General features: G+C 59.4%; 14 protein-coding genes and 1 pseudogene. 5 read left to right on the top strand and 10 right to left on the bottom strand.

Annotated elements, in window-relative coordinates; all coding sequences use genetic code 11:
• Positions 1-20: 20 nt before the first annotated feature.
• Positions 21-845, top strand: a complete 825-nt coding sequence (locus tag ACIGG6_RS11620) for a TraX family protein (RefSeq protein ID WP_399844580.1) — start codon at positions 21-23, stop codon at positions 843-845.
• On the opposite strand, the gene ACIGG6_RS11615 is transcribed toward ACIGG6_RS11620, so the two are convergent.
• The 3 genes from ACIGG6_RS11615 to purE form a co-directional block, all read right to left on the bottom strand.
• Positions 823-2,448 carry a diguanylate cyclase domain-containing protein gene (locus tag ACIGG6_RS11615; protein WP_399844578.1) on the bottom strand — a complete coding sequence of 542 codons (1,626 nt, stop codon included), beginning with the start codon at positions 2,446-2,448 and terminating at the stop codon, positions 823-825. The genes ACIGG6_RS11620 and ACIGG6_RS11615 overlap by 23 nt on opposite strands.
• A 141-nt stretch (positions 2,449-2,589) precedes the next feature.
• Entirely contained in the window at positions 2,590-3,720 is a 1,131-nt protein-coding gene (locus ACIGG6_RS11610; RefSeq protein ID WP_399844577.1) for a 5-(carboxyamino)imidazole ribonucleotide synthase, read from the bottom strand.
• Between the two features lie 33 nt (positions 3,721-3,753).
• Entirely contained in the window at positions 3,754-4,272 is a 519-nt protein-coding gene (gene purE / locus ACIGG6_RS11605) for a 5-(carboxyamino)imidazole ribonucleotide mutase (protein WP_399844575.1), read from the bottom strand.
• A gap of 217 nt (positions 4,273-4,489) precedes the next feature.
• Here purE and ACIGG6_RS11600 point away from each other — a divergent pair, with 217 nt between their 5' ends.
• Entirely contained in the window at positions 4,490-4,762 is a 273-nt protein-coding gene (locus tag ACIGG6_RS11600) for an XRE family transcriptional regulator (protein WP_062362957.1), read from the top strand.
• Positions 4,763-4,816: 54 nt separating this feature from the next.
• Here ACIGG6_RS11600 and chrA read toward each other — a convergent pair.
• The 4 genes and pseudogenes from chrA to ACIGG6_RS11580 form a co-directional block, all read right to left on the bottom strand.
• Positions 4,817-6,012 (bottom strand): annotated as a pseudogene (gene chrA / locus ACIGG6_RS11595) (chromate efflux transporter).
• Positions 6,013-6,113: 101 nt separating this feature from the next.
• Positions 6,114-7,799, bottom strand: a complete 1,686-nt coding sequence (gene ilvD / locus ACIGG6_RS11590; protein ID WP_062372694.1) for a dihydroxy-acid dehydratase — start codon at positions 7,797-7,799, stop codon at positions 6,114-6,116.
• Between the two features lie 95 nt (positions 7,800-7,894).
• Entirely contained in the window at positions 7,895-8,188 is a 294-nt protein-coding gene (locus ACIGG6_RS11585) for a helix-turn-helix domain-containing protein (RefSeq protein WP_062372690.1), read from the bottom strand.
• The gene (locus ACIGG6_RS11580; protein WP_159342797.1) at positions 8,185-8,505 is read right to left on the bottom strand and encodes a type II toxin-antitoxin system RelE/ParE family toxin; all 321 of its coding nucleotides are present in this window, start codon (positions 8,503-8,505) and stop codon (positions 8,185-8,187) included. The genes ACIGG6_RS11585 and ACIGG6_RS11580 overlap by 4 nt, the downstream gene beginning before the upstream one ends.
• A gap of 145 nt (positions 8,506-8,650) precedes the next feature.
• Here ACIGG6_RS11580 and recC point away from each other — a divergent pair, with 145 nt between their 5' ends.
• A complete protein-coding gene (gene recC / locus ACIGG6_RS11575) occupies positions 8,651-12,205 on the top strand; it encodes an exodeoxyribonuclease V subunit gamma (RefSeq protein ID WP_399844573.1) in 3,555 nt (1,184 codons plus the stop codon).
• A gap of 13 nt (positions 12,206-12,218) precedes the next feature.
• On the opposite strand, the gene ACIGG6_RS11570 is transcribed toward recC, so the two are convergent.
• A complete protein-coding gene (locus ACIGG6_RS11570; RefSeq protein ID WP_399844571.1) occupies positions 12,219-13,790 on the bottom strand; it encodes an ATP-binding protein in 1,572 nt (523 codons plus the stop codon).
• Between the two features lie 66 nt (positions 13,791-13,856).
• The gene (gene pncB, locus ACIGG6_RS11565) at positions 13,857-15,053 is read right to left on the bottom strand and encodes a nicotinate phosphoribosyltransferase (RefSeq protein WP_399844570.1); all 1,197 of its coding nucleotides are present in this window, start codon (positions 15,051-15,053) and stop codon (positions 13,857-13,859) included.
• 286 nt (positions 15,054-15,339) lie between these two features.
• On the opposite strand from pncB, the gene recB reads away from it, so the two are divergent.
• Complete coding sequence (gene recB / locus ACIGG6_RS11560) at positions 15,340-19,014, top strand: exodeoxyribonuclease V subunit beta (protein WP_399844568.1); 3,675 nt, start codon at positions 15,340-15,342, stop codon at positions 19,012-19,014.
• Positions 19,011-21,272: an exodeoxyribonuclease V subunit alpha gene (recD, locus tag ACIGG6_RS11555; protein WP_399844566.1), complete on the top strand. Its 2,262-nt coding sequence runs from the start codon at positions 19,011-19,013 to the stop codon at positions 21,270-21,272. The genes recB and recD overlap by 4 nt, the downstream gene beginning before the upstream one ends.
• Positions 21,273-21,392: 120 nt before the next feature.
• On the opposite strand, the gene ACIGG6_RS11550 is transcribed toward recD, so the two are convergent.
• Positions 21,393-22,350, bottom strand: a 958-nt coding sequence (locus tag ACIGG6_RS11550) for a hypothetical protein (protein WP_399844564.1), incomplete at its 5' end; no start/stop codon positions are given.

The raw sequence follows: 22,350 nt of genomic DNA, 5'->3' as shown, positions 1-22,350 counted from the left end.
ACCACATACAAGGAGGTAGCATGGATGAATCGACGGCGGCTCACGCAACGCCACAGGCAAGCACCGCAGAAGTGTTTCGCCCCTCTTCCCACTGGACCGCATGGGGGCAGTGGCTAGCGCTGTTTACCATGACCGTGGACCACCTGACCCGCTACGTGCTGCCGGGGGATTGGGATTTAGGTTGGGCAGGCTCTTCGATTGGGCGTATTGCGTTTCCGCTGTTTGCCGCCATGGTGGCGTGGCACGGCTTGTTTAATACGCGTAATCCGCTGCGCTACTCGCGGCGGATTTTGATTATCGGACTCGTCGCACAGCTGCCCTATATGCTGATGCCCCGCGCCTCTGATGCGTTTATCTTAAACGTCTGCTTTACCTTGGCCAGTGGCTTGGCACTGGGTGCTTTGGTGCGCCAGGGCTGGCAGCACTACCAGCAACAAACCTTAGGTTTGGGCTGGCTGATGCTGGGAGCCGCGGTGGGCGTTACCGCGTGGTATTTGCTCGGGTTCTGGGTGGAGTATGGTCACAATGGTCTGTTGCTGATTCCGCTGTTTATGTTTGCCATGCAGGCACTCAGCGAAACCCGCAATGCGCTAAAATCACGCCTCTGGGCTGGGCTGGCAGCGTTTCCCGTGCTGTGGATTGCCGGGCAGATGAACGCGTCTGATATGGCTAAATCATTTACCGTCGCTACTTGCGTCATTGTGCTAATGCTGGCCGCCGGTGCCGCTCAGCGCGTGCCTCCCGTGGCGCTTGAGATGCCGCGCCGCCTGTGGCTTGCCTGGTACCCTGGGCACTTTGCGTTGATTGCCCTATGGTTACTGCTTAGCGGTCAACTGGCAGGTTAGGCGCTTGTTCAGCCAACCGCTTATTCACCTCATCACGCATCCAGGGCTGGTAGCGGCGTAAGCGCGCCCGACCCTCAGTTTTGGCTTGATACATCGCGGTATCCGCCTGTTTTAATATATCCGTATGGTCGCAGTCTGCTGCGTCAAAACAGGTGTAGCCCATACTGGGCGTGACCTCGACCCAACGGCTCTCTAGCCGATATTCACCCGCCAGCGCCTGCTGCACGGTGTCCATGTAGCGAGACGCTGCAGCGTTCAGCGCCTCACTCTCAGTCACATCAAAGAGCGCTAACAGTACGAATTCATCACCGCTTAGGCGGGCAGCCATATCATCGTTTTGCAGGCACGACTCCAAGCGGCGCGCTACCTGCACTAACAGGTCATCCCCTGCTGCGTGACCCAACGTGTCGTTAATCAGCTTGAAGCGGTCCATATCCATAAACATCACCAAGCCACCGCGCTGGTCGCTGGCCTGTCCATTACATAGCGCCTCTAAACGCTCGATAAACAGCCGCCGGTTGGGCAAGTCAGTTAGCGCATCGTAGTAAGCCTGGCGGTAGATAATCGCCTCGTTGCGCTTTCGTTCGGTGAAATCCTCAATAATCGCCACACCGCCCACCATCTGGTTGCTGGCGCTATGTACCCCGTTGAAAAACGCTCGCAAAGGCGTGCCCACACTGGCGTTGGGCAGTTGGTAAGTGCCTTCGTAATAGCCCGTGCCTTTTTCCAGCGCATCCCTAACCGCCTGAGCCACCTTTCGGTCGGCAGAGCGGTCCAGCATGCGGTAGCCGAGTAACTTTGAGCGCTCCACGCTCAGGATATCCAGCAGTTTGCTGTTGCAATCGGTAATCTGCCCCTGCTCATCGAAGTGCAGCACGCCTAACGGCGAGTGCTGAAAAATAGAGCGATAGCGGTTTTCGCTTTCGCGCAGTTGCGCCTCCCGGGCGGCCATGTTCACTCGCAGGGCAATATTGTCGTGAATAGTACGGCTAAAGCGGCGGCTAGTGGCGATGATCAAACCCAAAAAAAGCACCAGCATCAGGCCGATTAAAATAGAAAGCGGCGAGCCCTGAAACAGAAACTGCAGCTTAAGCGGCAGCAAAATGGGAAGCACAAAGCCAATGGCGATCCACCACACGGAAGAGAGCGTAGTCACGCCCCCCGCAGCAATCCCGGCCAGCACAATCGAGAGCGCGGCAATTTGGGCGGGGTGATTGTGGCTAAACAGCAGCACGCCAGAGGCACCCCACACGCAGCCAGAAGCAATCGCCCCCACAGCAAACCAACGCAGCCAGCGCTGGCGCTGCTGCTGTAGCGCGGGCAGGCGCTTAAAGCGCTGGGCTAGAAGCAATCTAAACACTGAAATAACCGCCAGCACCGTAAACCACCCTAGCAGTAGCGCGGCATCGACCACCGGCCACATGGCCGCTACCAGCAGCCCACCCGCCAGCACGCTGCTCAGCACCGGCTGCCACAGGTTATCGTAAAGCAGGCGCACTTTTTCACCGCGCAAACGCTGCATGGTGATGTGATGGTCACGCTGATAACCACTGCGCAGCCCGGAGGCCGTCGCCGTGGCGGCGAGGGGTGTGGGGGGCGACATACAAACTCCCTGTTCTTCAGTCGGCTTAACGCCAATCTTATTGGTTAGGCTTTTTTTAATACATCTGTTTTAGCACGTTTAAGTCACAAAAGTAGTGACCACCAGAAATTAAAAAGCCGCCTTTTCAGGCGGCTTCGTTGTTCATAACGTAGATTCAAAACTCCACTCAACGGGGGGCGCATCGGGTATCAACGCCTGACAAGTGCGCACTTTTTCAAGCAGCTCGGCGTGACTCGACGCCACGACGTTAACGTGAGCCAGCTTGCGCCCTGGGCGCTCTGCTTTGTCGTAGCGATGCAAGTGGGTGTCGGCAATGGCTAGCAGCGCGGCGTTATCGCCTTCCAGGCCAATCACATTCACCATGCAAGTGGGTGCAACGGCATTCGTTGCGCCTAACGGCAAGCCTTGAATAGCCCGCAGGTGGTTCTCAAACTGGCTGGTGACCGCGCCATCCATCGTCCAGTGGCCGGAGTTATGCACTCGCGGGGCCATTTCGTTGGCCAGCAGGCTGCCGTCGCGGGTTTGGAACAGCTCCAGCGCCAGCACGCCCACGTAATCTAGCTCATCCAGCAGCACACGAATGTAGTTATCGGCCGCTTCTTGAACGCTGGCGTCCAAATCCGGTAGCGGCGCCACGGAGTAGCGCAGAATGCTTCCCACGTGCTGGTTTTCCGCCATGGGGTAGAACACCACATCCCCATCGCGGCCGCGCACCGCAATCATCGAGACTTCGCGCACAAAATCAACGAACGCCTCGACGATCAGCTGCGTATGGCCAATCGATTCCCACGCCTCTTGAGCCTGTTCCGGTGCTTTCAGCACCGCCTGCCCTTTGCCGTCGTAGCCTTCCGTGACCGATTTGGCCACTACCGGGCAACCAAGCTCAGCGGCGGCGGCAGCGAGCTGCTCAGCGCTTTCCACCACGCGATAGGCCGGTGTGGGAATACCCAAGCGATCAAACAGCGTTTTCTCTTCTACACGGTTTTGGCACACCGCAATAGCGCGACTGCCGGGATAAACCGGCTTGTGCTGCTCAATCTGCTTTACCAGCTCAACGGGGAGGTGCTCGAATTCGTAGGTCACTACATCGACCTTATCGAGAAACGCCGCCAGATGCTGGTTATCCGGGTCGACAATCACCTCGCCGATACCCGCGCTGGGGTTACCGGTGGTGTCTAAAAACGTAAACGTGTTGCCCAGCGGATAACCTGCCAGCGCCAGCATACGGCCGAGTTGGCCTGCGCCGAGGACGCCAATGTTTTTTGCAATCATATGTTTTGCACTCTGTGCGCTCATGATGGCTACCTATTGGGCCGAGGAGTCTACGTCAGGGCGCGGGTCGGGGTTATCCAACACCAACTGGGTCTGCTCGGCGCGGAACGCCTCAACAGCTTCGCGCACGGCGCTGTCCTGAAGGCCCACAATTTGTGCGGCCAGCAGGCCTGCGTTGGTGGCACCGGCTTTGCCGATGGCCAGCGTGCCTACCGCAATACCGCCCGGCATTTGGGCAATGGAGAGCAGCGAATCCAAGCCCTTTAGCGCTTTAGACTCCACCGGCACACCCAGCACCGGCAGCGCCGTTTGTGAAGCCACCATGCCGGGTAGGTGGGCCGCGCCACCGGCGCCTGCCACAATCACCTGCAGGCCACGCTCAGCGGCACTTTTCGCATATTCGAACAGCAGGTCAGGTGTGCGATGCGCCGATACCACACGGGTTTCATAGGCAACGCCCAACCGCTCTAACATCGCCACCGCGTGCTCCATGACCGGCCAATCAGATTTCGACCCCATGATCACGCCCACCTTGGGTGCGCTGTTCGACATGCAAAACTCCTCGGCCAACGGCCTATTTAAGCTAGAAAGCAGTCCATAAGCCGCGCACAGTGCGCAGCTCACTCAGAAATAGGAAGGCGCATAGTTTACCAGAGCCACGGGCATTTGCGGGTGTTACTCGCTGCGTGAAATTTTCATCAAATTAGGCATTGAAAACCGCGTGAGTTGGCGGCATTGTGTGTTTGTCATTTCCGACTGATGGAGTCACATGAGTACGGCATACTCAACTGCTCACGCAGAATCGTTAGATCCTCCGCGAAGCAGCCCTGACCTCGATGTCAGGGAACTAGAAAAACGTACGCGCCTCATGCGTATTATCACCCGCCTGATCGCCGTATCAGATCTGGGAAGCCGCGAAATAGCCCGCCAGGCTGGCTTGCCCGTTCAAAAGATCAGCGACCTGCTCGCCGGAAGGCTAGAGCATCTGGACATCAACGAGCTTAATGTCCTGCGTCGCACGTTAGAGCTGGAGGCGCCATAGCAGCCACGCCACCTCCCCGCTAACTATCACCACTTGAGTATTTTCCCGCCCCGGTTACTGGGGCGGAATCATTACGCCGCCTAACGCCACCACAATGACCACCAGCCAAGCAGGCAGTTTCCACACGGTGAGCAGCAAAAAGCCTGTCAACGCCAGCACAAACTCGTAAGGCCCAAGAATGGCACTGGTCCACACCGGTTGATAAAGCGCCGCGCCTAGAATCCCCACCACCGCCGCATTGGCACCGCGCATCAGCGCTTGAGCACTGCTCCACTGGCGGAACTGATTCCAAAACGGCAGCACGCCAACCAGCAGCAAAAACCCCGGCACAAAAATCGCCAGCAGCGCCAAAAGCGCGCCAATCACGCTGGGTATCCCTGGCAGCAGCGCCCCTAAATATGCAGCAAACGTAAACAGCGGCCCCGGCACCGCTTGTGCCGCGCCGTAACCCGCTAAGAATTCATCTGCCGTGATCCAACCCGATTGCACTACTTCCGCTTCCAGCAGCGGCAGCACCACATGGCCACCGCCAAACACCAGCGCGCCTGAACGGTAGAACGCATCGACCACGTTCAACCAACCGGCACTCGCCGCTAACAGCGGTAAGAGCACCAACAAAGCGGCGAATAAACCTAATGCTAGCGTGCCCGCTCGGCGTGTCACCGGGAAGTGCAGCGATTCGCTAGATGATGCTGCAGCGCTTTGGCGACAAAGCAGCAGCCCCGCCACGCCGCCCAGCACAATCGCCGCCACCTGCCCCAACGGCCCGCTGACCAGCACCACCGCGAACACCGCTGCCAGGGCAATGCCCGTGCGGGTTTTGTCCGGGCAGAGGTTGCGCGCCATGCCCCACACCGCGTGGGCCACAATAGCCACCGCGACCACTTTTAAGCCGTGAATGATGCCGCTGGCCACCGGGCCATCCAGCACTGCCGCGCCCAATGCAAACAGCACCAGCACGATGGCAGAGGGCAGCGTAAACGCCAGCCACGCCATCGCCGCCCCCAGGGGCCAGCGCGCATCAACCCTAAGGCAAAGCCTACCTGGCTACTGGCTGGCCCCGGCAAGAACTGACACAGCGCGACCAAATCCGCGTAGGCCTGCTCGCTGAGCCACTGGCGGCGTTCCACAAACGCCGTACGAAAGTAGCCCAGGTGCGCCACCGGCCCGCCAAAGGAGGTCAGCCCCAGCGCTAAAAATGCCCAAAAAACCTCGCTGGCTCGTCCTCGTATCTTATTCTCTACCGCCATCGTGCCCACCGTTTACTCATTAAAAAGCGCAAGGCGTTAAGGGTACGCCTTGCGCTTGACGACTTAGTGACAGCCTAACCGTGCCGGTGACTCTTCACAGGTTATTCTTGGTCGGTCACCGCACCGGTACTGGCCGAGCTGACCAATTTGGCATACTTCGCCAACACGCCTTTACGATAGCGCGGCTCAGGCTGTTGCCAGGCCGCACGGCGGCGCATCATCTCTTCATCGCTGATATGCACATCAATAGTATCGGCTTCGGCATCAATGGTGATGGGGTCGCCATCTTCAACCAGCGCCAGCGGGCCGCCGTCGAAGGCTTCCGGCGACACATGCCCCACCACGAACCCGTGGCTGCCGCCGGAGAAGCGGCCATCGGTAATCAGCGCCACATCGTTGCCCAAGCCACGGCCCATAATGGCTGAGGTAGGCGTGAGCATTTCGCGCATGCCGGGGCCGCCTTTCGGGCCTTCGTAGCGAATCACCACCACATCGCCCGCCACTACGGTGCCATCGTTGATGCGTGCCTGGGCTTCCTCTTCCGAGCCAAACACCCGTGCCGAGCCGCTAAAGCGCGTGCCCTCTTTACCAGTAATTTTCGCCACCGCCCCTTCCGGCGCTAAGTTGCCAAACAGAATACGCAGGTGGCTTTCGGCTTTAATCGGGTTACCCAGCGGGGCGATGATTTGCTGATCCATCGGGTACGGCTCGACGTTAGCGAGGTTCTCCGCCAGCGTTTTACCGGTCACGGTTAAGCAGTTGCCGTTAAGCAGCCCAGCATCCAGCAGGATTCTCATCAGCGGCTGGATACCGCCAATCGCCACCAACTCGCTCATCATGTAGTGGCCACTGGGGCGCAGATCGGCTAGCACCGGCACGCGCTTACCGATCTCGGTGAAGTCTGCCAGGGTCAGCTCGACACCGATAGTGCGCGCCATGCCAATCAGGTGCAGCACCGCATTGGTGGAGCCACCCAGGGCAATCACCACGGTCACGGCGTTCTCGAACGCCTCGCGGGTCATGATATCGGAGGGCTTGATGTCTTGCGCCAGCAGCGCCAGCACGGCTTCGCCAGCGGCTTTGCAGTCATCGCGCTTCTCTTGGGAGATGGCATTCTGCGCCGAGCTTCCCGGCAGGCTCATACCCAGTGCTTCAATGGCCGAAGCCATGGTGTTGGCGGTGTACATGCCCCCGCAGGAGCCAGGGCCAGGAATCGCGGTCTCTTCGATGTTTTTAAGCTCGATCAGGTCGATGTCGCCACGGGAGTGGGCGCCCATCGCCTCGAACACCGAGACAATATCGGTGTGGCCCTTGCCGGGCATGATGGTGCCGCCGTAAACGAACACGCTGGGGCGATCGAGCCGTGCCAGCCCCATCACGCAGCCCGGCATGTTCTTATCGCAGCCGCCAATCGCCACCAAGCCATCAAAGCCTTCGCAGCCCGCCACGGTTTCGATGGAGTCGGCAATCACTTCCCGCGAGACCAGCGAGTACTTCATGCCTTCGGTGCCGTTGGCAATGCCATCAGAAATGGTGATGGTATTGAACACCACGCCTTTGCCACCGGCGGCATCGGCCCCATCCCGAGCAAGCTCCGCCAGCTCACCAATATGGCTATTACACGGCGTCACCATGCTCCAGGTGGACGCGATACCCACCTGAGGCTTTTGAAAATCGTCATCGTTGAAGCCCACGGCGCGCAGCATGGCGCGGCTAGCCGCTTTACCGGGGCCATCCACCACCGGGGCAGAGTGGCGGCGGGTATTATGGTTGGTCGGCTCGGTCATCACGGACTCCTCTCAATTGCATGGCAAAGGCCACAGCTTGGCGGCGGTAAGCCGATGACGCAAGAAGAGTTCCAATATTGCAGTGCTCTGACTGCTTAGTGGGCTGGCTGTTTTTGTTGTTCAACATGTACCGTCAGCTCAAAACCACAGGCGTGTGCATAGCGCTGTAATGTTTTCCAGCCGGGGTTACTGCTTCCCCGCTCCAAGCGGCTAATGTTACTTTTTTGTGTATCCAAGCGTTTGGCAAGCTCTTCTTGGGTCAACCCGGCACGCTGGCGCATAGAAATCAGTGTGGAAGCCAACGCAAACTCCGGTGCCAAACGCTCATACTCAGCCTCTACTTCAGGGTTTTGAAGCGCCTGCTCTTTTAGTGCTTTTAAGTTCATCATGACTGCACCTCGCGCTGTCTTGTCCGCGCTAACGTTAACGCCTGACGCGGCGTTTTTTGGCTTTTTTTGACGAACGCATGAAGAACGACAATATGTTTCCCATGCACATAACAAAACAGAGAACGGCCAATTCCCTCTTTTGCCTTTGCCCTAATTTCAAACAAACCGTCGCCCATCGATTCCGTGTGTGGTGGCCCAAGGTTAGCGCCATGAGTCTCTACCATCTCCAGTAACCGGAGCATTCTGGCCTGTATTTTGGGCGGCATACTTAAAATTTCTTGCTCAACACCTGGATAAAACTCAACCTGCCACTCCATAGCATAACCCCGCTCAAGTTATCTTTTATGATAACCCAACGTACATAAAAGTTCCTACTCCAGATACACGCGAGTACCCCCAACTTATGGCACCATAGCGTCACCGCTACCCGTGACGCTGATTGCCGTGAAGGAACGCCGCCGTATGCCTGCCAATGCCTTGTTCTCCCCCACTTCGCTCCCCCCCGGTTTTATGGTGGTACATGCTAACCGCTTGGAAGATTTACGCGGTTTGGCGGTGGAGTGGATGCGCCGCCAGCCGTTGGGGCCGTTGGAGAACGAAACCATTCTGGTGCAGAGCAACGGTATTGGGCAGTGGCTAAAACTGGCGTTGGCGGAAGACCCTAAGAATGGCGGCGCGGGCATTGCTGCGGCGCTAGAGGTGATGCTGCCCGCGCGGTTTCTATGGCAAGCCTACCGCACGGTGCTCACTCACGTTTCGCAAAATGCCGATGCCGTGCCGGAAACCTCGCCGTTCGATAAGTCGCGCTTGGTATGGCGGCTGCTGCGCCTGCTGCCTACCCTGGCCGGGCAGCCGGAGTTTGAGCCGCTGGCGCAGTTTCTAGAAATCGACCGCGACCAGCGCAAGCACTACCAACTGGCCGAGCGGCTGGCGGATCTGTTTGACCAGTACCAGGTCTACCGCGCCGACTGGCTGGACGCCTGGGCTAACGGCCACGATGTGCTAATTACCGCCAGAGGCGAGCACCGCCCTTTGGAAGAGCACCAACGATGGCAGCCCGCACTCTGGCGCATCCTGCGTGACGATGTGGCCGCCACCCAAGGCGATGCCGGGTTGAACAGCAGCCGCGCTCAAGTTCACCAGCGCTTCTTGAAGGCCACCGAGCACCTGGAAGGCCAAGACTGCCCGCCGGGGCTGCCTCGTCGGCTGATTATCTTCGGCATTTCATCGCTGCCCCAGCAAACCCTGGAAGCACTGGCGGCGCTCTCCCGCTGCTGCCAAATCGTGCTGTGTGTTCACAACCCCTGCCAGTTCTACTGGGCGGATATCATCGAGCACAAAGACCTGCTACGCGCCCAGCGCTACCGCCAGCGGCGCAAAACCGGCATGCCCGAAGCGCTGGATGTACTGGGCACCGGTGATGCCGATGACGCCCTGCACCTGCACGCCCAGCCACTGCTAGCCGCCTGGGGCAAGCAGGGCCGCGACTACCTGCGCCTGCTCGATGAGCACGACGACGCAGGCAACTACCAAACCCTATTCGAGCAGCAAGCACTGCGCATCGATATGTTCGAGCCGTTCAGCGGCGAGGATCGCCACTGCCTGCTCAGCCAGTTGCAAGACGATATTCGCGAGCTGCGCCCCGTGGCGGAAACGCAAGGCCACTGGCCCGCCCTGCCCGCTTCCGATGACTCCATCGTGTTTCATATCGGCCACGGCCCCCAGCGGGAAGTGGAGATTCTCCACGACCAGCTGCTGGCCGCCTTCAGCGCCGACCCACACCTGCGCCCGCGAGATATCATCGTCATGGTGCCGGATATCGACCGCTACGCGCCGCACATCGAAGCGGTGTTTGGCCAGCTGCCCACCGACGACCCGAGGCACATTCCCTACACGCTCTCCGACCAGGCCAGCCGTCACCGCCTGCCGCTGATGATTGCGCTGGAAAAGCTGCTACGGCTGCCGGAGCTGCGCCTGTCGGTGAGCGATTTACTCGACCTGCTGGATGTGCCCGCCCTGCGCCAGCGCTTCGGCCTAGAAGAGCGCGACCTGCCGGTGCTGGAGCGCTGGATGGAAGGCGCGGGCATCCGCTGGGGGCTAAACGCCAAGCAGCGCCAAAGGCTGGAACTGCCCGGCGGGCTGAGCCAAAACACCTGGGCATTCGGCCTGCGCCGGTTGCTGTTGGGCTACACCGTGGGCGACGGCCACGCGTGGCAAGGCATCGAACCGTTTGATGATATCGGCGGGCTGGAGGCGGGCTTGGCTGGGCCGCTGGCGACATTGCTGGAAAAGCTCGAAGCCACCTGGGAGAGCTTCTGCCAACCCACCGATGCCGCTACTTGGGTTGCGCGGCTACGGGAGCTGCTGGAAACTTTCTTTCTTACCGACGATGCCCAAGAGAGCATCATGCTCACCAAGCTAGAAAGCGGCTTGCAGCAGATGCTCGAAAGCAGCCGGGAAGCCGAACTCAACGACCCGCTGCCGCTCTCCATGGTGCGGGAGCACTGGCTGGCGCAAATTGATGAGCACAGCCTTTCCCAACGCTTCTTGGCCGGAGCGGTCAACTTCGCCACGCTGATGCCCATGCGCGCCATTCCCTTCAAGCGGGTGTGCCTGCTGGGCATGAACGACGGCGAGTACCCCCGCTCCCAGCCGCCGCTGGATTTCGACCTGATGGGCAGCGACTATCGCCCCGGCGACCGCTCCCGCCGGGAAGACGACCGCTACCTGTTTCTGGAAGCGCTGCTCTCCGCCCGCGACCAGCTCTACGTGAGCTGGGTTGGCCGCAGCCAGATCGACAATACGCCGCTGCCACCCTCGGTGCTGGTGGGCCAACTGCGCGACCACTTGGAAGCCGGCTGGCAAACGGAAAACGGCGCGCCGCTGCTGGAAACACTCACCACCGAGCATCCGCTGCAGCCTTTCAGCCGCGCTTACTTCAACAGCCCAGCAAGCCGGCTGTTCACCTACGCCCACGAATGGCGCGAGGTGCACGCCCCACGCACGCCACCCGCCGCTAGCTGCACGCTGCCAGCGCCGGAAAACGCCCCCACCAGCCTCTCGCTTGGGCAGCTAGGTAGCTTTCTGCGCGAGCCGGTGCGCAGCTTCTTTAATGCTCGCTTGGGGGTCTATTTCGAGCAGGAAGCCATCGCCGAGCTGGACGCCGAGCCATTCGCCCTGGATGGCCTGCAAAACTGGCAGCTTCAAGACCAGCTAATTGCCGCCCAGCGCCACGCGGTGGATAACGGCCAGCCGCGCATGCAAGCATTACACGAGGCGTTGGAACGCTTTCAAGGCCAAGGCGTGCTGGCCATGGGCGCGTTCGGCGAACGCATGCGCGCGGCACTCGCCGAACCCATGGAGGCGCTTTTCAACGCCTACGAAGAAGCGCTAGACGCGTGGCCGCATACCCTGCCCGACACCATGATTCACTTCGAAGCCCACGGCCTCACATTGGAAGAGCCCCTGGGCGAACTGCGTCAGGATGAAGCAGGCCACCGCTGCCGCCTGCTGCTACTCAGTAGCAGCCTGATTAGCCAAGGCAGCGGGCGCGGCCAGTACCGCTGGAGCCACCTGCTGCGCCCCTGGGTCGCGCACCTAGCGGGCAACCTGGATGGCCCGATGACGACGCAACTACTCTCCAAAGCGGGTCATGTCACGTTAGCGCCGGTGGATGCCGAGACCGCCCGCCAGCACTTGGAAACCCAGCTAGCCGCGTGGCAAGCGGGCCTAGAAACCCCGCTACCGCTCGCACCGCAAGCCGCGTTTGCTTGGCTAAGTAAGCAAGGCACGCCGGATATGGCGCAAGAAAAAGGCCGAGAAAGCGACGCCTACGCCGCCGCCGAAAGCGCCTATGAAGGCGGCCGCTACCAAACCGGTCAAGTAGCCCAAAGCGCGTATTTAAGCCACCAGTGGCCCCGCTTCGAGCGGTTGTTCTTCGAGCAAGCCAACGGGCACACCTTTGCCACGCTCACAGAAGCGCTCTACGCGCCGCTTCACCAGGCGGTCAAAGGGTAAACCAGCGTGGGTGTTACATAGCGTCGAGCGTTTCCACATCGAACGCCACAATCTGGCGTTTGGCACTGGAGAACTCGACGCCGATCAGGTGTATGGGCTTGCCAGAGGCGCGGTACTTGTCCGCATACCCTTTGTGTTTGATTTGCGCCAGCGCCTGACCTTCCGGCAGTTGCTCCACCACTTTGAACTCGAACAGGTAGATATGCCCACCAAAATCCACGCTCATATCCACCTTGCCGTGGTGGCTGGCATCTTCCACCGTCACATCCAGGCCCAGGGCCGCAAAGTGGCTGTAGAACACGCTGGCGTAATGGCCTTCGTAGCGAGCAATCGGGTTGTTGCGATACCAGTCGTGAGGGAGTCCGGCATAAAGCGCCTTTAGGTGCGCTTCTAGCCCGACAAGATCATGCTGACTTAAATGGCGAAACAGTGTTCTGCGTTCACGCGGGGCATTTTCGACCCCCAGCGATGGCAACAAGGCGTGGTTGAGACTGGTTTCGACTTCACGGTTAGGAAAGCCCAGCGTGTACTGGCGGTATCCCAGCAGCGGCTCCTCTACCTGCTGGATGGTCAGGTAGCCGGTTTGAAACAGCAGACCTTCGGTACTGATCTGATCCACATCGAACTGGCTGAGCAGTTCATACTCGGTTTCCCAGTGATCTAACGAAGGCGTAAATACCCCCCGCTGTTTGAGAATATCAACCAGAAACGTCGGCGTGGCAGACTCAAACCAGTAAGGGCCAAACTCTTGCTCCTGGAACAGCAGCAGCACATCGAAGGGGTTATAGACGGACTCTACCTCACGGCCACCCCAGCGGTAGCCGTTATACCACTGGCGAATCTCCTCACGATCCAGGCCGGGTAGCTCTGGCGCGAACACCGTATCGATGTTCTCATCGGTGTAGCCACAAATGGTCGTATAGTCGGGAGACAGGGTAATATCGCGCAGATTGTTCAACCCCGAAAACAAGCTCACCTTACTGAACTTGGAAACCCCGGTGAGCAGCACGAAGTGCAAATGAGGATCGGCGTCTTTCAGCACGCTGTAGAGGTTTTTCAGCCCTTCGCGCACCTCCCGAGCACGCTCAGGTTCCAGAATGTTATCCAGAATCGGCTTGTCGTATTCATCGATCAGCACCACCACCCGCTGACCATATTGCTGGTGGGCGCTGCGAATCAGGGTAGAAAATTCGCCGGGAATATCCGTCTTGTGGTGTTGGGTAATGCCCAGCCGCTCGCGCTGGACCCGAAGCTGATCACGAATACGCTCATCGAGCTCTTCACGGCTCTGCATGACGCCATCGGCAAAGCTGATACGAATGACCGGGTAACGCTGTTGCCAGTCCCACTTATCGTGAATATGGAGCCCTTCAAACAGTGCCTGGCGGCCCTCGAACAAGCAGCGCAGCGTATCCAGCAACAGGCTTTTACCAAAGCGGCGCGGCCGCGAGAGAAAGTAGTATTTGTTCTGGTTAACCAAGCGCTCGATATGCGGGGTTTTATCGACGTAGTAATAGTCGCCCTCACGGATATCCGAGAACGTCTGAATCCCGATGGGTAGCTTACGGCGATGGGCATCCTGCACGGCGGCCTCCAGAACAAAAAACAGCGATATGAAAAGCAGTTTAGCATGCGGCTGATTCGGGCAGAGTCAGATCAGCGGGCTTTCATCCTCCTTTCCACCCAGCGATAAAATGCGCTTCGCCAACGCAATCATCTCCGGGTCGCCGGTGTTCTTAGTGGGCACATCGGACAGCTTTACCACTGGCAGCCAGCCCTGCCCTTCGGGGCGAGCCTCGACCATTTTGATCACCATGTTCATGGGTGCCACGCCAATATCGTTGGTGAAGTTGGTGCCAATGCCAAAGGCCATGCCAATCCGCCCCTGGCAGAAGGCGCGGATGCGCTCCACTTTTTCAGGGGTGAGGGCATCGGAGAAGATGATGGTTTTGCTCAGCGGGTTAATGCCCAGGCGCTGGTAGTGGGCAATGGTGGCATCGGCAAATTCAATCGGGTCGCCGCTATCGTGCCGCACGCCATCGAACAGCTTGGCGAACTTCTTATCGAAGCTCTCGAAAAAGGCGCGGGTGGTAAACGTATCGGTCAGCGCGATGCCCAAATCCCCCCGGTAAACATCCACCCAGTGCTCCAGCGCCAAACTGTTGGCCATTTTGAAACCAAAGCGAGCGCCGTGGAACATGAACCACTCGTGGGCGTGGGTGCCGATGGGCTTCACCCCGTGGCGCATGGCCAGCAGCACGTTGCTGGTGCCGCTAAACGCCTCGCCGCCGTAGTGGCGCAGCGCTTTGACGACCCGGTCGTGCACCGCAAACGAGAAACGCCGACGGGTGCCGAACTCGGCAATCTTCAGCCCATGCTGGCGGTACAGTTCGATCTTCTCCCGCGTGCGCTGCTCGATGAGCGCTTCGTCATCTTCCGACACGCTCACGCCGCGCAGTTGGTACCAAAGCTCGCTGATCAGCGCCATCAGCGGCACTTCCCACAAGATGGTGCGGTACCAGGGGCCTTCCATCACCACCGAGAGCTCGCTGCCCTGCTGCTCGATCGTCACTTCGCTGGGGTCGTAACGAAAGCCCGCCAGAAAATCGAGATAGGTGGGGTCTAGATAAGGGCAGGTGGTTTGCAGGTAGCGCTTCTCTTCATCCGACAAGCGCAGCGTCGCCATGCGATCCACTTCACCACGCAGCGCCTCACCAAAGCCCTCAGGAAACGCATGCTCGCCGCGATTGATAAACGCGTAGCGGGCATGGGCATAGGGGAAGCGTTTAATCACGGCATTCTGCATCGTGATCTTGTAAAAATCGTTATCCAGAAGCGAGGTCAGCATGAGATCCCTTCACCAGCATCAACAGATCGCCAAGAGCGGCTAGCCCGCTAGATTACCAGTTGGCGACGATACCTCACAGCCTAACCCCTGTTTACTGTGGCTTACGGCCATGGAAGCCGAGCGTGTCTACCTGTTTACAACGAATTCGATACCGTCTTTCAAACCAACCTCTAACGCTGCTTTGCTCTTTTGCCCAGCTCTTGGCAACGCGATATAGTGCCGGTGCCTTTGGCTACCCGCCAAAGGCGCTTTGCTTTCCGCCTGCCGTGATGTTCGGAGAATGAGAATGAGCCAGCCCGCCCCGCTGAACCCGCTGACGCTACCGCTTCACGGCAGCCGTTTGATTGAAGCCAGCGCGGGCACGGGGAAAACCTTCACCATTGCGCTGCTGTATGTGCGCTTGGTGCTGGGCGGGCAGCACAGTGAAGACGACACCGCCTTCGTACGCCCGCTCACCCCGCCGGAAATTCTGGTGGTCACGTTCACCAACGCCGCCACGCAAGAGTTGCGCGAACGTATCCGCCATCGGCTGGTGGAAGCGGCGGCGGTGTTTCGGCATCAGGGTGAAGACTCACTTCTGCTCGCGCTGCGCAGCCAATACCCCGAGGCCACGTGGCCCGCCTGCGCCCGCCGCTTAGAGCTGGCCGCCGAGTGGATGGACGAAGCCGCCGTTTCCACTATTCATAGCTGGTGCTACCGCATGTTGCGCGAGCACGCCTTCGATAGCGGCAGCCTATTCTCGCTCAATTTGGAAAACGACCAGCAAGAGTTGGAGCAGGAGGTAGTGCGCGACTACTGGCGCACCTTCTACTACCCGCTGGACGCCGAAGCGCTGGGCAGCATTACCGGCTACTGGAAATCGCCGGACCAGCTCCACGGGCAGGTGCGCAAACTGCTGGCCGAAAGCGAAGCCCTAGGCAGCCCCCGCCCCGCGCCAGAGCAAACCCTAAGCGCCGCCCAAGCCGAGCGCAGCGCACGCCTAGCCGAGCTAAAAGCCCCCTGGCCTGCCTGGCTGGATGACCTAGTGCCCGCACTAGAAGACGCCGCCAAACGCAAAGCCTTCAAAGGCCAAAGCTTCAACGCCAAAAGCCGCGCCAACTGGCTAGGCGCGCTGCGGGAGTGGTGCGACAGCGACGCCACCCGCCCCGCACTCACCGACGCCGCCTGGAAACGCCTGACCCCAGACGGCATGGCCGAGATATGGAAAGAGGGCGCGCCACCTTGCCCCGCCGCCTGGGAAGCGCTGGCCGAGCTGCCCGCCGCGCTAAACGCCCTGCCCGAGCCGCGCAACGACCTGCTGATTCACGCCGTGCAGTGGTGCAAAGTGCGCCTGGAGCGGGAGCAAGAGCGCCGCGCCGAAATGGGCCCCAACGACCTGCTCACCCACTTGGACAGCGCCCTGCAAGGCCCCAATAAAGAGGCCCTGGCCGCGCAGATACTGCGCCAGTTCCCCGTGGCGCTGATCGACGAGTTCCAGGACACCGACCCCATCCAGTACCGCATTTTCAACGCGGTGTATGAGGTCGCTAAACCCCGCCGAGACGCCGCCATGCTGCTGATCGGTGACCCCAAACAGGCCATTTACGCCTTTCGCGGCGCGGATATCTTCACCTACTTAAAAGCCCGCGAAGACACCGCAGGCCGCCACGTGACGCTGGGCACCAACTACCGCTCCAGCCGCGCCATGGTAGAGGCAGTGAACCACTGCTTCCGCTACGCCGATGAGCACCCGGCCGGGGCGTTTCTGTTCCGCGAAGAAGGCGGCGACAACCCGCTGCCGTTTCTGCCGGTAGACGCCAAGGGCCGAAGCGAACAGCTCATTCACCAGGGCCAACCGCTGCCCGCTATGACGCTCTGGCCGCTGGAAGCCGACGAGCCGCTCTCCAAAACCGCCTACCAAACCGAGATGGCCGAACGCTGCGCTTCGTTCATGGCGGAACTGCTCAACGCAGGGCAGAAAGGCGAGAGCGGCTTTCAAACCGACGACGCGCTCACCCCGCTAAAGCCCTCGGATATGGCAGTACTAGTGAACGGCCTGCAGGAAGCCCGCGCCATTCGCCAAGCGCTGGCCAGCCGTGGGGTAAAGAGCGTGTATCTTTCTGATCACGATAAGGTGTTTAGCTCGCCCATGGCCGCCCAGGTAGAGCGCTGGCTGCGCGCCTGCGCCGAGCCGCTGGCTAGCTCCCGCCAGGCCGAAGCGCACCTGCGCGCCGCGCTGGCCACGCCGGTGCTGGGGCTAAGCTTAGCGGAGCTGGACCACCTGCAGCAAAACGAGCTGGCCTGGGAAGAGCGGGTAGAGCAGTTCAGCCACTACCACCGCCTGTGGCAGCGCCAGGGTGTGCTGCCGCTGGTGCGCCGCATGATGGTGGATTTTGATATTCCCGCCCGCCTGCTAGCGGAGTTTGAAGAGGGTGAGCGCTTGCTCACCGACCTGCTGCACCTGGGAGAGCTGCTGCAGCAGGCCAGCGCCGAACTGGACGGCGAGCACGCGCTGATTCGCTTTCTGTTTGACGCCATTGCCGACCCGGAAAGCCACGGCGACAGCCACAAACTGCGCCTGGAGAGCGACGCAGATTTGGTCAAGGTGGTCACCATCCACAAATCCAAAGGGCTGGAGTACCCGCTGGTATTCCTGCCCTTCATCGCCAACCACCGCCCGGTCAAAGCCGAGGACGTACCGCTGCGCTGGCACGACGGCGAGGGCAATCTACAGCTCAGCCTAGAAGCGGATGACGCGATACTCGCCACCGCCGACCGCGAACGGCTGGGGGAGGATCTGCGCAAACTCTACGTGGCGCTTACCCGCGCCCGCCACGCCACCTGGCTGGGGCTGGCCCCGCTGAAAGGCCTGGAGAACAGCGCGCTGGGCTACCTGCTAAAAGGCGGCAATGCCCTTTCACCGGAGGCGCTCAATAACGCGCTTGGTGAGCTGGTGGAAGGCAGCGAGATACAGATTCACCAACCACCCGCGCCCACCGCAGAGCGCGTGGCCCAAGTGGAGCAAAGCAGTGCGCTGGGCCACGCCCGCACGCCCACGCGTCCCGCCAAAGAGCACTGGTGGATTGCCAGCTACTCCGCGCTACGGCTTTCCGGCACGCTCACCGCTCCGGTGCTGCCACCGCTGGAACCCACCACCGCCCAGGAAGCCACCGCCTTCGAAGTGCTGGATGAACCTCGGGATCTATCTCAACCGGAAGCATATCACCTGCACAAATTCCCCCGTGGCCCTGGCCCCGGCACCTTTCTGCACGGGCTGCTGGAGTGGGCGGGCAAGCAAGGCTTTAATACCGCCGCCAACGATATGGACGCCCTCAACGATATGCTGTGGCGGCGAGTGCAGCTACGCGGCTGGCAGGCATGGCAAGAACCGCTGGCGGGCTGGCTAAGCGCCCTGCTCACCACGCCGCTACCGCTGGCCGCGCCCACCCCGCAAAGCGTGGCGCTGAATGAGTTAGAAAGCTATCAGGTAGAGCTAGAGTTCTGGTTTGCAGCCAAGCGGGTGAACACCCAAGCCATCGATGCGCTGGTAAGCAAGCACTTACTGCCAGGGGTAGAGCGCCCCGCGCTGGATGCCGACACCCTGCACGGCATGCTGAAAGGTTTCATTGACTTGGCCTTCGAGCACCAGGGGCGCTTTTACGTGCTGGACTGGAAATCGAACTACCTAGGCCCCAACGACAGCGCCTACGAACCCGAAGCCCTGCGCCACGCGCTGCTGGCCAAACGCTACGACCTGCAGGCCGCGCTCTACTTACTCGCCATGCACCGGCTTTTAAAAGCGCGCCTGCCGGATTACGACCCGCACCAGCATTTGGGCGGTTCGATGACGGTATTTCTACGCGGCAGCCGCAGCCCTGGGCGCGGCGTGGTGGGCGAACCCGCCCCGGTTGAACTCATCGAAGCCCTGGATAGCCTGTTTGCAGGCGAGCCACACGCCACCCAGCAGGAGACCACGGCATGAGCCGCCAGCACGACACCCACACCTTCGATATGTTCGGCGAAGCCGCCAGCGCCCACCCGGCACTCGGTAGTACCCCGGAACTGCTGGCCCTGTGCGAACGCTGGGTAGCGCGAGGCTGGTTGCGGGATTTAGACCGCGCCCTGATACGCTTTTTAGCCAGTGAAGCCCCAAACGCCCCCACGATGCTGCTACTGGCGGCGGCGTTAGCCAGCCACCAGCTAGGCCGCGGCCACGTATGCCTGGATATTAACGCCACGCTCAACGCGCCGGATTTCGCCCTTTCGCTACCGCCCGAAGGGGACGACCTAACCGACCCGCCGCCGCTGCCCAGCGACGTGCTGGCCACGCTCACGCTCAGCGAATGGCAAGCCGCCCTGCACCACCCGCTGCTCACCAGCGAAGGCCCCGGCAACACACCGCTGGTTGTAGTGACCACTCACTCAGCCAGCGGCACCCCCAGCACCCGGCTCTACCTGCGCCGCTACTGGCAGTATGAACAAAGCCTGCACCAACACATCGCCGCCCGCCTGGAAGCCATCGGCACAGGCTCAGAAAGCACAGGCACAGAAGGCCAAAGTGGGAGGCTAATTCATTGGGCGACGGGTGACGCCAGTCATCCTGGGTTACTCCCCCAAGCCCTGAACATCCTGTTCAAACAAAGCAACGGCCTAGACTGGCAAAAAACCGCCTGCGCCCTGGCTGCCCGCAGCCGCTTCGGCATCATTACCGGCGGCCCCGGAACCGGCAAAACCACCACCGTGGTGCGCCTGCTCGCCCTGCTGCAAACCCTGCAACTGGCCCAGCAGCCCAGCCAGCCGCTGCGCATCCGCCTAGCCGCCCCCACCGGCAAAGCCGCCGCCCGCTTGAACGAATCTATTGCGGGGCAGGTGAATGCGTTACCGCTCGCTGAGTTGGCAACGCTACTCAGTGAACACTCACCTGCGGCGGCAGCCAGCGAGATCGCGATTCCCACGGAAGTCACCACTCTCCACCGCCTGCTCGGCGCACGCCCCGACACCCGCCACTTCCGCCACAGCGCTGCCAACCCGCTGGCGCTAGATGTGCTGGTGATCGACGAAGCCTCGATGGTGGATATCGAAATGATGGCCGCGACCCTCAGCGCCCTGCCCGCCCACGCCCAGTGCATACTGCTGGGGGATAAAGACCAGCTCGCCTCGGTAGAGGCAGGCTCGGTACTCGGCGACCTGTGCCGCCGCGCCGACGCCGCCCACTACACCCCAGCCACCGCCGACTGGCTGGCCCAAGCCACCGGCCAACCGCTGCCAGCCGAGTTCATCGACCCCGCAGGCCAACCGCTCGACCAAGCCATTACCATGCTGCGGGTTAGCCACCGCTTCAATGAACACAGCGGCATCGGCCAGTTGGCAAAAGCCATTAACCAGCCGGGCCATGCGCAAAGCGAACGGGAAAAACAGCAGGCGGTAAGCGCCGTGCTGCGCCACGGCTACCCGGATGTGCACCATTTGGTGATGAGTGACGACGCCGCGCTGGATAAGCTGGTGATTCACGGCAGCCCTAACGGATTTGCAGGCAACGGCGAAGGCCGCACCGACCGCAAAGGCCAGCCCATCGCCCCGTCCACCGGCTACCGCCACTACCTAAACGTGCTGCACACAAAACGCCCACGGGGGGAGTCGTTCGAGAAGAACCAAACCGCTTTTGACGCCTGGGCCAGCGAGGTGCTCAGCGCCTACAGCCACTTCCAACTGCTGTGCGCGCTGCGCAAAGGCCCCTGGGGGGTAGAAGGGTTAAACCAGCGCATCGCCAGCACGCTGCGTAGCGAAAAGTTGCTGTTCGGCAGTGACTACACGCTAGAGAAAGGCTGGTACGAAGGCCGCCCCGTGCTGGTTACTCAAAACGACTACGGCCTGAAACTAATGAACGGCGATATCGGCATCACCCTGGCCGTGCCCGACCCGCGCAATCCGCAGCAGAAGTTATTAAGAGTCGCCTTCCCCACTAGCGACCCCGACAAGCCCATCCGCTGGGTGCTGCCTTCCCGCCTGCACGCGGTAGAAACCGTGTTTGCGATGACGGTTCACAAATCCCAAGGCTCCGAGTTTTTGCACACCGCCCTACTGCTAACGCCCACCCTAAACCCCATTCTGACCCGCGAGCTGGTATACACCGGCATCACCCGCGCCCGCGAATGGCTCACGGTGGTGGAAGCCAAACGCGGGGTGTTGAATGAGGCGGTGGTTAGGGAAGTGATGAGGGTTAGTGGGGTCGGGAGTTAATTAAAACCAACACTATTGGTTCTAATAGTGTTGGTTTTTCGCTAAGAGGGGTTATCAACTTTTAATGGAAACGCTTTACGAAATATTCGTCATAGTGTTCATTTCTCATTATAGCAATGATTACTTTTTACTAAGTATTTTCCCACCCTTAGCGCTCTCAATTCGTCGCTGACTTTGCATACTAACATTTAAAGATTGAGCAATTTTTTGCTTATCTTTATACTCTACCGGAAACATATAAGTATGTTGTATCACATTCTCTCTTAATATTCTCTTACATGTTGGATTAGAACGAAATTCTTTTTGAAGCTCTGTTATTCGCTTGAAATCCAATCTTTTATGAAAATGCAAATGAATCGATTGATTTATGAGTTTAACAGCTGGCGTGCCGCTTTCCTCCTCAACAATTCTACACACTTCTTCTACCTCCACACCTCCCATTGAACTTGATATTTTCCTCAAAACACCAAAAATAACTCCATAGGTTAGTAGCATATAGGTATGTTTGGCTTCTTTTTCTAAGTCCTTATCACTTACTCTTGGATTTTCTTGCAAAACATGCTCGATAATCTTTATGACTTCACCTTTTGAAGCATCAGAAATACTTAAAAAATAAGACAAAAACCTTAATCCAGTATCAAACCCCTCTTTAACTAAATCAACAAGCATTCCTTTAGGAAGTGACGCAGATCGATTGCGCACAATCTGCCCAAGAATCTCAATTCCCTTAAAAGCTTTATTAATTCTTGCAAGGGTGTCACTTGGCTCTAAGTTCTCTATCTCACTTTCATATTTTTTATTTCTTATTTCCATTCGATCTAAATCATGAGCATTTTTTTCACGTTCGTCTTCAATTCTTCTTTGTTCAAGTATTAAATCTGGTATGTCACCAAGGAAGCTTTCCATAAACCTCAATGATTCTCGGTTCAAAGTCGCAGCACTTTCCTCTTGGAACAAATCCATCATGCAAACTTGTATTTCATCTAGGGAAGCTCTGAAAAAGTCACTGCTATCAGCGATAATACGGCTATCGTCAACTGCATAGGATTCAGTGCTGCCATGGATCAAATCACCTTCT

This window comes from Vreelandella lionensis (assembly GCF_044543515.1).
Taxonomy (GTDB): Bacteria; Pseudomonadota; Gammaproteobacteria; order Pseudomonadales; family Halomonadaceae; genus Vreelandella; species Vreelandella lionensis.
The sequence above is the reverse complement of the archived record's forward strand: the minus strand, read 5'-3'. Positions and strand labels throughout refer to the sequence as shown.

Coding starts and splice junctions, on each gene's coding strand:
- recC (WP_399844573.1), top strand. CDS start 8,651: ATGCCTGCCAATGCCTTGTTCTCCCCCACTTCGCTCCCCCCCGGTTTT.
- ACIGG6_RS11580 (WP_159342797.1), bottom strand. CDS start 8,505: ATGGAGTGGCAGGTTGAGTTTTATCCAGGTGTTGAGCAAGAAATTTTA.
- recB (WP_399844568.1), top strand. CDS start 15,340: ATGAGCCAGCCCGCCCCGCTGAACCCGCTGACGCTACCGCTTCACGGC.
- ilvD (WP_062372694.1), bottom strand. CDS start 7,799: ATGACCGAGCCGACCAACCATAATACCCGCCGCCACTCTGCCCCGGTG.
- ACIGG6_RS11585 (WP_062372690.1), bottom strand. CDS start 8,188: ATGATGAACTTAAAAGCACTAAAAGAGCAGGCGCTTCAAAACCCTGAA.
- ACIGG6_RS11615 (WP_399844578.1), bottom strand. CDS start 2,448: ATGTCGCCCCCCACACCCCTCGCCGCCACGGCGACGGCCTCCGGGCTG.
- purE (WP_399844575.1), bottom strand. CDS start 4,272: ATGTCGAACAGCGCACCCAAGGTGGGCGTGATCATGGGGTCGAAATCT.
- ACIGG6_RS11620 (WP_399844580.1), top strand. CDS start 21: ATGGATGAATCGACGGCGGCTCACGCAACGCCACAGGCAAGCACCGCA.
- recD (WP_399844566.1), top strand. CDS start 19,011: ATGAGCCGCCAGCACGACACCCACACCTTCGATATGTTCGGCGAAGCC.
- ACIGG6_RS11610 (WP_399844577.1), bottom strand. CDS start 3,720: ATGATTGCAAAAAACATTGGCGTCCTCGGCGCAGGCCAACTCGGCCGT.
- ACIGG6_RS11600 (WP_062362957.1), top strand. CDS start 4,490: ATGAGTACGGCATACTCAACTGCTCACGCAGAATCGTTAGATCCTCCG.
- pncB (WP_399844570.1), bottom strand. CDS start 15,053: ATGCTGACCTCGCTTCTGGATAACGATTTTTACAAGATCACGATGCAG.